The sequence below is a fragment of the Burkholderia sp. SRS-25 genome, assembly GCF_004343765.1.
In the GTDB taxonomy this organism is placed as follows: Bacteria; Pseudomonadota; Gammaproteobacteria; order Burkholderiales; family Burkholderiaceae; genus Burkholderia; species Burkholderia contaminans.
Window position 1 is genome coordinate 159,603 of the sequence record NZ_PTXM01000003.1, and the last position, 12,469, is coordinate 172,071.

The following is a 12,469-nucleotide window of genomic DNA, read 5'->3' on the forward strand; positions in this document are numbered from 1 at the left end:
GTCGGTGTTGCGCATGCACCACAAAGTTGAAGCGATCTTGGGGTGGGGAGGATTTTTTTTCGTAGGAAGGGAACGATATGGCAAAATGCCAACGCACTGAAAGTTAGACGCTGCTCGAAGTCTACACAGAGCGGTGCCGCGTTTTTTGTGCCGCACCAATGTTATACTTCGAGCAATGTATGACTTGTCACCGTCAACAGGCTCGCAGTAAACCTGCGGTAATCTCAATTTCGAGAGGAGAAATATGAATAAACTTTCAAAGCTCGCGTTCATTGCAGCTACCGCAGTTATGGCTGCATCCGCTTCGGCACAGTCGGTGCCGGCGTCGCGTCAAGCCGTCAATGACAACTGGGTGAACGGCACGGGCGAATGGGTGTGGATGAACGGCACGAACGAGCTCTGCTGGCGCGATGCGTTCTGGACGCCGGCCACCGCCAACGCGAAGTGCGATGGCGCACTGGTCGCCCAGGCACCGGCACCGGCTCCGGTCGCTCCGGTCGCTCCGGCAATCACGAGCCAGAAGATCACGTATCAAGCTGACGCTTTGTTCGACTTCGACAAGGCAACGCTCAAGCCGCTGGGCAAGCAAAAGCTGGACGAACTGTCGTCGAAGATCCAGGGCATGAACACGGAAGTGGTCGTCGCAACGGGCTACACGGACCGCATCGGTTCGGACAAGTACAACGACCGTCTGTCGCTGCGCCGTGCGCAAGCCGTGAAGTCGTACCTGGTCAGCAAGGGTGTGCCGGCCAACAAGATCTACACGGAAGGCAAGGGCAAGCGCAACCCGGTTACGACTGGCTGCAACCAGAAGAACCGCAAGCAACTCATCGCCTGCCTCGCACCGGACCGCCGCGTGGAAGTCGAAGTGGTCGGTACGCAAGAAGTCCAGAAGACGACCGTTCCGGCAAACTAAGCCGCGGTTTTCGACTGCTTCAAAGCCCCGCTCCGGCGGGGCTTTTTCATTGACGCCCGCCCAGGCGCTCGCCGCTTCGCCGCTCGTCCGCTTCTTATATACTCGGGGCTGACGAATCGCAGCACCGCCCTCCTCCCGTAGCCCGTTTGCCGACATGACCAACGCCGATCCGCACGAACTCCAGAAATTCAGCGACCTCGCCCATCGGTGGTGGGATCCGAATGCCGAATTCAAGCCGCTGCACGACCTGAACCCGGTCCGGCTCGGCTGGATCGATGCGCATGCGCACCTCGCCGGCAAGCGTGCACTCGACATCGGCTGCGGCGGCGGCATCCTGTCCGAATCGATGGCTGGACTCGGCGCGCAGGTGAAAGGCATCGACCTGTCGACCGAAGCACTCGGCGTCGCCGACCTGCACAGTCTCGAAAGCGGCATCTCGGTCGATTACGAGGCCATCGCAGCCGAAGCGATCGCCGCGCGCGAACCGGGCACCTACGATGTCGTCACGTGCATGGAGATGCTCGAGCACGTGCCTTCGCCCGGCGATATCGTCGCCGCCTGCGCGACGCTCGTGAAGCCGGGTGGCTGGGTGTTCTTCTCGACGCTGAACCGCAACCTGAAGGCTTACCTGTTCGCCGTGATCGGCGCGGAATACATCGCGCAAATGCTGCCGAAGGGCACGCACGACTACGCGCGCTTCATCCGTCCGTCGGAACTGGCCGGCTTCGTGCGGGCAACGGATCTGCACATCGTGGAAATCAAGGGCATCACGTATCACCCGATCGGCAAGCGCTTCGCGCTGTCGAACGACGCCGACATCAACTACCTCGTCGCGTGCCGTCGCGGCGCGTGACCCTCCAACCGGCATGACGACTCCACTCTCGACCGCGCGGGCTGCATTCGACGAACCGCGCCTGCTGCACTGCGATGCCGTGCTGTTCGACCTGGACGGCACGCTCGCCGACACGGCCCCTGATCTCGCGGCTGCCGTCAACAAGATGCAACGCATGCGCGACCTGCCCGAAACACCGCTCGACGTGCTGCGGCCGCTGGCCTCGGCCGGCGCGCGCGGCCTGCTCGGCGGCGCGTTCGGCATCGATCCGCACACGCCCGGTTACGAAGCAATGCGCGACGAGTTCCTGACCAACTACGCGACGGATCTGTGCGTGCATACGACGCTGTTCCCCGGCATCGGCGACGTGCTCGACGAACTCGATGCGCGCGGCGTGCGCTGGGGCATCGTCACGAACAAGGCAATGCGGCTCACGGCGCCGCTCGTCGACCTGCTCGGCCTCGCGCCACGCGCCGCCTGCGTCGTCGGGGGCGACACAACGCCGCACTCGAAGCCGCACCCGGCCCCGCTGCTGCATGCGGCCGACCAGTTGACGCTCGCACCTGCGCGCATCGTCTATGTCGGCGACGACCTGCGCGACATCCAAGCCGGCAGCGCCGCCGGCATGGCGACGGTCGCGGCCGCGTACGGCTATTGCGGCGATGGCGCCGCACCGGCCGACTGGCAAGCGCAACATCTCGTCGACACGACGCAGCAACTGCGCGAACTGCTGCGCGATGTTGGGCTATAATGATTGATCTTATCCGCGGGGGCGACCTGGTTTCGACAGGGGTTGTGAAGCGGCTAGGGCATGTCGAGGACCCGTCACCTCGTTAATCAATGGGAAAATCGTAACTGCAAACGACGATACGTTCGCACTGGCAGCCTAACGGCCGCCGTCCTCTGCCTAGTTCACTGACGGGCTAGTGTCGCAAGACCGGTAGCAATACCGCCAGAGGTCATTTACGTCAGTTAAGCCCTGTCGGCGTCGCGACGCCAGGGTCGAAAACCTAGCGAATCGCCGTAGTGCAGCGTGTTCGTCCGCGTCGCTGCGGTTAAATCAAATGACTGAACTAAACATGTAGAACTAGTCGTGGAGCGCTTCTGGACGCGGGTTCGATTCCCGCCGCCTCCACCAAATTCCGCGCTCGCCGCACGAACCCCGCATGACGAAAGTCTGCGGGGTTTTTTGTTGCCGGCGAAACGCACTCACCCTCTCCTTTCGAAAAAGCGCCCAGCCACGGGTGGGCCGGGCGGAATGCCACCGGACTTCCGGCGACAGGAGGTGACGGATGTCCTGCCGTGCCCGCGCACTCATCGGTCGCGCCGGGCAGCGGCCCGCCCGGATGCTGCGGCGCCAGGCGCGACGCGTCGTCGCACCCGGTATTCACGCACACCGGGTGATACGCGGTTTAGCTGCCGCGATACAGCGACTTCATTTCTTCAGCGGTCGCCGGACGCACGCCCATCGCACGCGAACCCGATGCCGATACGCCCTGCGCCTGTGCGCCGTAACCGCTGGCATCAGCGCCTTGCGCTTGCGCCAGCGCGGCACGCTGCTGCTCTGCAACACGCGCCGTGGCAGCCTGGATCGCTTCCGGATAGTGCGGATCTTCGCCGCGAGCGGAGTTGTAACCTGCCTGCTGCAACTGGACCAGTTCGGCGCGAACCTGCGCGCGGGTGATCGTCGAGCCCGACTGGGCGAACGACACGACCGGGGCAACGAGAGCGGCAGCAACGACAACAGCTTGAACGAGCGACTTCATGATGACCTACCTCCAGATTTGTCTGTGTTCGCGGTGAACACCTTGTTCATCGCTGACAACCCGAAGTTTATGTAGGTGGATGCTTAAGAATAAGACGGATTTCGGGAAGTCATCCTTGCTGATTTACGGGTTAACCCTAAATCACCCACCAGGCCGGCGATGCGCATATCCCTGCATCGCCCGGCATCGAATCGCATGACGATCTGCCGGAAAGCAAAAGCCCCGCGAAACGGCGACGCTTCGCGGGGCTCGGACAAAATCGGAATCGCACGGTAGTCCGACTGCCACCGGTCAGCCAGGTCGGCGTGCGAGCGCAACACCCGCCAGTCGAACCCGTGCCGCGGGCGCCCTCGTGCGAAGGCGCCCGTCAGCCACGTTACCGGCTATCCATCGGACACTTCAGGTTGCAGCCGTTGGGATCGCCCAGGTCGCCCTTGCGGCGCAAGGCCGATTTCTTGCCGCTCTGGTATTTCTGCGACGGCGCAGACGCCGCGAACGGCATCTGCGGATGCTCGTTCAGGCGAAACTGTTCGCTCAGGATACCGCCGGGGACCCCGGGCGAATTCTGCGCGAGCGCAAACGGCGAAACAGCGACCAGCAGCCCCGCGGTCAACACTGCCGCGGTGAGGGGAACGGAAAATTTCATGGCGGGATGACGCTTGAACGGCGTGCTTGTTGGAACGTTGGTCAAGCGGCAAGCGTAGCGCAAATCCCCTGCTGCTGCATCGCGGTTAGATTGCGTCCGCGTTACCGGGAATTGCCCTCCGGCACGCTCGCGCCGTCGCCGCCGGCGAGCCCCGACGCGATGCTCGTCAGCGTTCCGCACGCAGCCGGATCGTAGCCGTCGAGATGCGCGACGCGCTCGACAAAGCGCGCATCGCGCAGCAGCGCCAGCACACCGGCAAGCGGCCGCGCGTCGAGCCGCGCGCGTTCGCATGCAAAGTAATAGTCTTCGTCCACGACCGGGATGAAATCGAGCCCGAAATGACGGGCGGCCGGCTCGACGCCGAAGCCGAGATCGGCCATCCCGCTCGCGACGAACGCCGCGATCGCCGAATGCGTGAGCTCGGCCGACGCATAGCCGTCGATGCGCTCTGGATCGATGCCGATCGCGCGCAGCGCGAGATCCAGCAGCATGCGCGTTCCCGACCCCGGCTGGCGGTTGACGAAGCGGATGTCATTGCGCGCGAGATCCGCGAGCCCGCGAACCTGCTTCGGGTTGCCGCGCGGAATGAACAACCCCTGCTGGCGTCGTGTCAGGTGGATCAGCACATGGCGCGTGTCGTCGAGCCACGGCCGGTAGATCTGCGCGCACTGCGCGCGAAACGCGCCGCGCGGCAGATGGAAGCCGGCCAGGTCGCACTCGCCGCGGCCAAGCGCCTGCACGGCCTCGACGCTCTCGCGATACTTGATGTCGACGGCCGCCTGCGCATCGACGAGCGCGGAGACGAGCGTCGCGACCGCGTAGCCGTGCGACGCGTGGATGCGCACGGCGCCGTCGCGCTGCGCGAGCCGCCGGTTCAGGTCGCTTGCCACTTCGGCCGCCAGCGTGCGCAGGTTCCCGTCGAGACGGCTGAGCGCGAGGCGCTGCGCATCGACGACAGCCAGCCCGAGCGCCGACAGCGTCGAGCCCTTGCCGCGTGCGGTTTCGATCAGTTCCCCGCCGATGCACGCCTCCAGCGCGCGCAGCATGCCCCACGCGTGCCGGTAGGACAGCCCTTTCGCTTGCGCGGCCTGCGCAATACTGCCCGTGTCGGCCACGAGTTCGAGCAACGGCGCGACATCCGACAGACTGGCCGCACGACCTTCCGTGTCGCGTACGGTCAGATACGCGTCGCATTCGATACGAATCAATTATGCACTCCGATTTCCTATTGCGACCGCCAAATCTTCCGCTTATCGTTGTTCAAAATCAATCAGAACGAAGTTTCAATGTGCACTATATGAATCTCGAGCACATATGAGGCTTTGGAGGAGCACGACTGATGTCCCCGAATTCCCAAGCACCCGACGCACTTGTCGAGCGCCATGCACGCGCCGGCCGGTCGCTCGTGGCGATCCTGCACGCGATCCAGGACGACGCGGGTTACGTGCCGCCAGGCTGCGTCGCTCCGCTCGCCCGCGCACTCAACCTGTCGCGCGCGGAAGTGCACGGCGTCCTGACTTACTACCACCACTTCCGCACCGCACCGCCCGCCCGCGTGACGATCCAGATGTGTCGTGCCGAAGCGTGTCGCAGCATGGGCTGCGAAGCGCTGGCCGCGCATGCGGAAGCCCGCACGGGTTGCCGGTTCGACGCGGCGCACGGCGATGCCGCCGATGCGCATGCGCCCGGTGACGTCGCGCTTGAATCGGTCTACTGCCTCGGACTGTGTGCGCAGTCGCCGTCGATGACGGTCAATGGCGTGCTGCACGCGAAGGTCACGCCGGAGAAGTTCGACGCCCTGCTCGCCGACGCGGCCGCTCACACCCCGGAGGCCGCATGACGACCCGCATCTACGTTCCACGCGATTCGTCCGCTCTGGCACTCGGCGCCGACGCGCTCGCCGCCGCGATCGAGGCGGAAGCCGAACGCCGCGGCATCGCCATCGAACTGGTCCGCAACGGTTCGCGCGGGCTGCTGTGGCTCGAGCCGCTCGTCGAGGTCGGCACGGCCGCCGGCCGCGTCGGCTATGCGAACCTGTCGGCCGCCGACGTGCCGGCCCTGTTCGACGCGAACTGGCTCGAAGGCGGCACGCATCCGAGCGGTGTTGGGCTCGTCGACGCACTGCCCTATCTCGCGCGCCAGCAACGCCTCACGTTCGCACGCATCGGCCTGACGGACCCGCTGTCGATCGACGATTACCTGCGATACGAAGGGCTCGCCGGCCTGAAGAACGCGCTCGCGCTCGACGGCGATGCCGCGTGCGAAACGCTGATCGAATCGGGGCTGCGCGGCCGCGGTGGTGCAGCGTTCCCGGCCGGCATCAAGTGGCGCACGGTCCGGCAGGCGCGCGCCGCGCAGAAATACATCGTCTGCAATGCAGACGAAGGCGATTCGGGCACCTTCTCCGACCGCCTGATCATGGAATGCGATCCGTACTGCCTGATCGAAGGGATGATCATCGCGGGCGTCGCGACCGGCGCGACCGTCGGCTACATCTACGTGCGCAGCGAATACCCGCACGCGATCGCCACGCTCGAAGCCGCGATCGTCCGCGCACGTGAAGCCGGCTGGCTCGGCGAGCACGTGCTCGGCTCCGCGCACGCGTTCGAGCTGCACGTCGCGAAAGGCGCGGGCTCTTACGTGTGCGGCGAGGAAACGGCGCTGCTCGAATCGCTCGAAGGCAAGCGCGGCGTCGTGCGTGCGAAACCGCCGCTGCCCGCACTCGCCGGCCTGTACGGCCAGCCGACCGTCATCAACAACGTGATCACGCTCGCAACGGCGCCCGTGATCTTCGCGCGCGGCGCGGCGTTCTATCGCGACTACGGGATGGGCCGCTCGCGCGGCACGCTGCCGTTCCAGCTCGCCGGCAACATCCGCCACGGCGGCCTCGTCGAACTCGCGTTCGGCGTCACGCTGCGCGAGCTGCTGTTCGACTTCGGCGGCGGCACGGCCAGCGGCCGGCCCGCACGTGCCGCGCAGGTGGGCGGCCCGCTCGGCACCTACCTGCCCGACCACCAGTGGGACGTGCCGCTCGACTACGAAGCATATACGGCGATTGGCGCGGTGGTCGGCCACGGCGGCATCGTGCTGCACGACGACACGTCGAACCTCGCCGATCTCGCCGAATACGCGATGAAGTTCTGTGCGATCGAGTCGTGCGGCAAGTGCACGCCGTGCCGGATCGGATCGACACGCGGCGTCGAGACGATCGCACGCATCCGCCACGGCGATACGTCGGAGCGGCAGGTCACGCTGCTGCGCGACCTGTGCGACACGATGCTCGCCGGTTCGCTGTGCGCGATGGGCGGCATGACACCCTACCCGGTGCTGTCCGCACTCGACCATTTCCCCGAAGATTTCGGGCTCGCTGCCGGCAAACATGCCGCGTCGGGTCCGGTCAAGGCTGCGGCCTGACCCAGAAGGAGCCCTGCATGTCCCTCGACACGAACAACGTCCGCCAAGGCGGCTGCGGCTCGGGCCAATGCGCGTGCAAGAGCGCCGCTCAGGCGCGTGCCCGCGATCCGTTCGACGATACCGACTACGGCACGCCGCGACGGCATGCCGATACCGACGTCACGCTCGAAATCGACGGCCAGCCGGTCACGGTGCCGGCCGGCACGTCGGTGATGCGTGCGGCGATCGAAGCCGGCGTCAACGTCCCGAAGCTCTGCGCGACCGATTCGCTCGAACCGTTCGGCTCGTGCCGGCTATGCCTCGTCGAGATCGAAGGCCGCCGAGGTTATCCGGCGTCGTGCACGACGCCTGCCGAAGCGGGCATGAAGGTGCGCACGCAATCGGACCGGCTGCAGTCGCTGCGTCGCAACGTGATGGAGCTGTACATCTCCGACCATCCGCTCGACTGCCTCACCTGCCCCGCCAACGGCGACTGCGAGCTGCAGGACATGGCGGGCGTGGTCGGCCTGCGCGAAGTGCGCTACGGCTTCGACGGCGCGAATCACCTGAAGGACACGAAGGACGAATCGAACCCGTACTTCACGTACGACCCGTCGAAGTGCATCGTCTGCAACCGCTGCGTGCGCGCCTGCGAGGAAACGCAAGGCACGTTCGCGCTGACGATCGCCGCACGCGGCTTCGAATCGCGCGTCGCCGCCGGCGAAAGCGAATCGTTCATGGCATCGGAGTGCGTGTCGTGCGGCGCGTGCGTCGCCGCGTGCCCGACCGCCACGCTGCAGGAAAAATCGGTCGTGCAACTCGGGCAGGCCGAACACTCGGTCGTCACGACCTGCGCATACTGCGGCGTCGGCTGCTCGTTCAAGGCCGAGATGAAGGGCACGCAGGTCGTGCGCATGACGCCGCACAAGAACGGCCTCGCGAACGAGGGCCACGCATGCGTGAAGGGCCGCTTCGCGTGGGGCTATGCGACGCACAAGGACCGCATCACGAAGCCGATGATCCGCGAGAAGATCACCGACCCGTGGCGCGAAGTCAGCTGGGAAGAAGCGCTCACCTACGCGGCAACGCAATTCCGCACGCTGCAGCAGAAGTACGGCCGCGACTCGATCGGCGGCATCACGTCGTCGCGCTGCACGAACGAGGAAACCTACCTCGTGCAGAAGCTGGTGCGCGCCGCGTTCGGCAACAACAACGTCGACACCTGCGCACGCGTGTGCCACTCGCCGACGGGCTATGGCCTCAAGACGACGCTCGGCGAATCGGCCGGCACGCAGACGTTCGCGTCGGTCGGCCAGGCCGACGTGATCGTCGTGATGGGCGCGAACCCGACCGACGGGCACCCGGTGTTCGGCTCGCGGCTGAAGCGGCGCGTGCGTGAAGGCGCGAAGTTGATCGTGATCGACCCACGCCGCATCGACGTCGTCGACGGCCCGCACGTGAAAGCGACCCACCACCTGCAGTTGCGCCCCGGCACCAACGTTGCGATCGTCAACGCGCTCGCGCACGTGATCGTCACCGAAGGGCTCGTCGCCGACGCATTCGTCGCCGAGCGCTGCGAGACGCGCGCATTCGAGCAATGGCGCGACTTCGTCTCGCGAGCCGACAACTCGCCCGAGGCGACCGCCGCCGTGACGGGCGTGCCGGCCGAGCTGGTACGCGAAGCCGCGCGCCTCTATGCGACGGGCGGCAATGCCGCGATCTATTACGGACTGGGCGTGACCGAACACGCGCAGGGCTCGACGACGGTGATGGGCATCGCGAACCTCGCGATGGCGACCGGCAACATCGGCCGCGAAGGCGTCGGCGTCAATCCGCTGCGCGGCCAGAACAACGTGCAGGGCTCGTGCGACATGGGCTCGTTCCCGCACGAACTGCCCGGCTACCGGCACATCGGCGACGAGGTCGTGCGCACGCAGTTCGAAGCGGCGTGGTCGGCGAAGCTGCAACCGGAACCGGGGCTGCGCATCCCGAACATGTTCGACGCGGCGCTCGACGGCAGCTTCAAGGGGCTTTACTGCCAGGGCGAGGACATCGTCCAGTCGGACCCGAATACGCAGCACGTCGCGGCCGCGCTGTCGGCAATGGAATGCATCGTCGTGCAGGACATCTTCCTGAACGAGACCGCGAAATACGCGCACGTGCTGCTGCCCGGCTCGTCGTTCCTCGAGAAGGACGGCACGTTCACGAATGCAGAACGCCGCATCTCGCGCGTGCGCAAGGTGATGCCGCCGCTCGCGGGTTACGCGGACTGGGAAGTCACGCTGATGCTGTCGCGCGCGCTCGGCTACGAGATGGACTATGCGCATCCGTCGGAAATCATGGACGAGATCGCGCAGCTCACGCCGACCTTCTCGGGTGTGTCCTACGCGAAGCTCGATACGCTCGGCAGCATTCAGTGGCCGTGCAACGAGCACGCCCCGGAAGGCACGCCGACGATGCACATCGACGCATTCGTGCGCGGCAAGGGCAAGTTCGTGATCACGCAGTTCATCGCGTCGCCAGAGAAGGTCACGCAGCGCTATCCGCTGATCCTGACGACGGGCCGCATCCTGTCGCAGTACAACGTCGGCGCGCAGACCCGCCGCACCGAGAACGTGCGGTGGCACGAAGAGGATCGCCTCGAGATCCATCCGCACGACGCGCAGGATCGCGGTATCCGCAGCGGCGACTGGGTGGGCATCGAATCGCGTGCGGGGCAGACGGTGCTGCGGGCGCTCGTGACCGAACGCATGCAGCCGGGTGTCGTTTATACGACGTTCCACTTCCCCGAATCGGGCGCGAACGTGATCACGACGGACAGCTCGGACTGGGCGACGAACTGCCCCGAGTACAAGGTGACGGCCGTGCAGGTGCTGCCCGTCGCGCAGCCGTCCGACTGGCAGCAAGCGTATGCACGCTTCAACGCGGAGCAGCTCGACCTGCTCGAGCGCCGCGCCGCCGCGACCGCCAGCGTGACGACGGGCAAGTGAGGAAGCGATGGACAACGGACACCTGATCGACATGGCCAACCAGATCGGCGCATTTTTCGAATCGATGCCCGATCGAGACGAAGCGCTGACCGGCATCGCCGACCATATCCGGCGCTTCTGGGAGCCGCGGATGCGTCGCGCGTTGCTCGCGGCGCTTGACGATCCGTCGAGCGAGGCCGGGCAACGTGCGGCACCGATCGTGCGCGACGCGATCGCCGCGCACCGCGCGTCGCTCGTACCCGCCGCGGCGAGCGCCTGACCGCACCGCTACGCGGACCGCGACATGCCGGCGAACCAGCTTTCGCAGTGGCGCAGCAGCGCATTCGCGTCGGTCGCCGTGCGCCCGCGCGCAGCGACGTAACCATCCGGCCGCAGCAGGTAAAACGACGGCCGCGAGCGGCCGTATTCCTGCGCGAGCCCGGTATCGCCGCCTTCGGCATCGGTGACGCGCCAGACGCGCACCGCGTCCGGCATGATCCGTTCGAGCCCCTGCACGAGCGCCTGCGCATCGGTCGGCATCGGCGGCACCGCGCCGGTGTCGGCGTTCACCGGCTCTTCCAGCAGCAGCAACGTGAAGCTCGCCGGATCGTGCAGGTCGTAAAGCCGCGCCGTTCCGGGCGCCTGACCGAGCGGCCCGCCGAGCACCCGCACGCGCGCGTCGGGTGCCCGCTCGCCTGCGCGAGGCCCGCCATCGAGCACGCGCTCGAGCGTTAGCGGACTCTTCCGGTACTGCACGCCGAGCTCGCTGACCGTGCGCCGCACCACGTCGCGCATCGGCCCGAACGACGCCAGCACCGGCACGACGTGATCGCGCAGCAGCTTCATCGCGCCGCGCTCGGCTTCGACGATCTGCGTGACGAACCCGGTTTGCCGCAACACGTCGCGCTCGATCGGATGACGCTCCGCGTGATACGTGTCGAGCAGCCGCTCGGGCGTGCCCGCGCCGAGCACGCGCGCGAGCTTCCAGCCGAGATTGAACGCCTCCTGGATGCCGGTGTTCATGCCCTGCGCGCCGGCCGGACTGTGGACGTGCGCGGCATCGCCCGCGAAGAACACGCGGCCGTGACGCAGCCGGTCGACCATCCGGCTGTGCAGATGAAAATACGACGACCAGGCGAGATCGCTCGGCGAGATCGACGCGCCGGCGCGGGCACGCACGATCGCGTCGCATTCCTCGAGCGACGGGGTCGGCGCATCGGGCGACGCGTCGCTGCCGGGCGGCCGGTCGGCCACGAGCCGGTAACGGCCGCCACCCATTGGAAACAGGCCGGCGATGCCTTCGGCTGTCGTGAACAGGTGGATCTCCTCGTCCGGCCAGTCGGGTATTGCCGCGAAATCGGCGAGCAGGAAGGTCTGCTCGAACGCATGCCCGGTGAAACCCAGGCCGAGCAGATGCCTGACCGTGCTGTGCGCGCCGTCGGCCGCGATCAGGTACGACGGCGCGAACGATTCGTCGCGGCCGTCCGCGCAGCGGATCGACACGTCGAGCGACGCATCGCCCGCATCGCACGCGGTCAGCGTCGCGCCGCGCTCGACCGTCACGCCGAGCCGGGCCAGATGTTCGGCAAGCAGGCGCTCGGTGATGGTCTGGTCGAGAAACAGCAGGTACGGATAGCGCGTTTGCAGCGGATCGAAATCGAGCCGCGCGATCACGCGGCCGTCGGCATGCAGCGCGGCCGCATGGGCACGATGGCCGAGCGCGAGAAACGGTTCGACCGCGCGATGCTGCTCCAGCAGTTCGAGCGTGCGCGCCTGGATGCCGATCGCGCGCGAATGCGGCGCGGGTGCAGCGAGCCGATCGATGATGCGCACCGGCACGCGGGCCCGCGCGAGGCTCATCGCCGCGGCAAGGCCGGTCGGCCCCGCGCCGACGATCAGCACGGGCTGGATATCGGGCAGTGTGTCAGCCATGAGAACCTCGATGAC

General features: G+C 66.5%; 11 protein-coding genes and 1 other RNA gene. 8 read left to right on the forward strand and 4 right to left on the reverse strand.

The features are described 5' to 3' along the window. Nucleotides 1-244: 244 nt before the first annotated feature. The 4 genes from ompA (at nt 245) to ssrA (ending at nt 2,886) form a co-directional block, all read left to right on the forward strand. Nucleotides 245-916 carry an outer membrane protein OmpA gene (gene ompA, locus C5O79_RS03290; RefSeq protein ID WP_039343284.1) on the forward strand — a complete coding sequence of 224 codons (672 nt, stop codon included), beginning with the start codon at nt 245-247 and terminating at the stop codon, nt 914-916. 154 nt (nt 917-1,070) lie between these two features. Continuing rightward, on the forward strand, nt 1,071-1,769 hold the full coding sequence (ubiG, locus tag C5O79_RS03295) for a bifunctional 2-polyprenyl-6-hydroxyphenol methylase/3-demethylubiquinol 3-O-methyltransferase UbiG (protein ID WP_039343286.1): 699 nt from the start codon (nt 1,071-1,073) through the stop codon (nt 1,767-1,769). Between the two features lie 13 nt (nt 1,770-1,782). Next, nucleotides 1,783-2,499, forward strand: a complete 717-nt coding sequence (gene gph, locus C5O79_RS03300) for a phosphoglycolate phosphatase (protein ID WP_046545187.1) — start codon at nt 1,783-1,785, stop codon at nt 2,497-2,499. A 17-nt stretch (nt 2,500-2,516) separates the two neighbouring features. Next, nucleotides 2,517-2,886: a transfer-messenger RNA gene (ssrA, locus tag C5O79_RS03305) on the forward strand. 274 nt (nt 2,887-3,160) lie between these two features. On the opposite strand, the gene C5O79_RS03310 is transcribed toward ssrA, so the two are convergent. The 3 genes from C5O79_RS03310 to C5O79_RS03320 form a co-directional block, all read right to left on the reverse strand. Continuing rightward, entirely contained in the window at nt 3,161-3,514 is a 354-nt protein-coding gene (locus C5O79_RS03310) for a DUF4148 domain-containing protein (protein WP_046545186.1), read from the reverse strand. 376 nt (nt 3,515-3,890) lie between these two features. Next, nucleotides 3,891-4,160: a hypothetical protein gene (locus C5O79_RS03315; RefSeq protein WP_046545185.1), complete on the reverse strand. Its 270-nt coding sequence runs from the start codon at nt 4,158-4,160 to the stop codon at nt 3,891-3,893. A gap of 101 nt (nt 4,161-4,261) precedes the next feature. Next, nucleotides 4,262-5,368: a substrate-binding domain-containing protein gene (locus C5O79_RS03320; RefSeq protein WP_131931171.1), complete on the reverse strand. Its 1,107-nt coding sequence runs from the start codon at nt 5,366-5,368 to the stop codon at nt 4,262-4,264. A 131-nt stretch (nt 5,369-5,499) separates the two neighbouring features. Between C5O79_RS03320 and C5O79_RS03325 the strand changes: the two genes are divergently transcribed. Genes C5O79_RS03325 through C5O79_RS03340 form a run of 4 tightly spaced genes read left to right on the forward strand, consistent with a single transcriptional unit; the run spans nt 5,500 to nt 10,802 of the window. After that, a complete protein-coding gene (locus tag C5O79_RS03325; RefSeq protein ID WP_046545183.1) occupies nt 5,500-6,000 on the forward strand; it encodes an NAD(P)H-dependent oxidoreductase subunit E in 501 nt (166 codons plus the stop codon). Beyond that, nucleotides 5,997-7,574: a formate dehydrogenase beta subunit gene (locus C5O79_RS03330; protein WP_046545182.1), complete on the forward strand. Its 1,578-nt coding sequence runs from the start codon at nt 5,997-5,999 to the stop codon at nt 7,572-7,574. Before C5O79_RS03325 ends, C5O79_RS03330 begins: the two co-directional genes overlap by 4 nt. A 17-nt stretch (nt 7,575-7,591) precedes the next feature. Beyond that, entirely contained in the window at nt 7,592-10,543 is a 2,952-nt protein-coding gene (gene fdhF, locus C5O79_RS03335; RefSeq protein ID WP_122473679.1) for a formate dehydrogenase subunit alpha, read from the forward strand. A 7-nt stretch (nt 10,544-10,550) separates the two neighbouring features. After that, nucleotides 10,551-10,802, forward strand: a complete 252-nt coding sequence (locus C5O79_RS03340) for a formate dehydrogenase subunit delta (RefSeq protein ID WP_069256072.1) — start codon at nt 10,551-10,553, stop codon at nt 10,800-10,802. Between the two features lie 8 nt (nt 10,803-10,810). On the opposite strand, the gene C5O79_RS03345 is transcribed toward C5O79_RS03340, so the two are convergent. Further along, nucleotides 10,811-12,454 (reverse strand): FAD-dependent monooxygenase, encoded by a 1,644-nt coding sequence (locus tag C5O79_RS03345; RefSeq protein ID WP_122473678.1) that lies wholly within the window; start codon nt 12,452-12,454, stop codon nt 10,811-10,813. Nucleotides 12,455-12,469 lie beyond the last annotated feature (15 nt).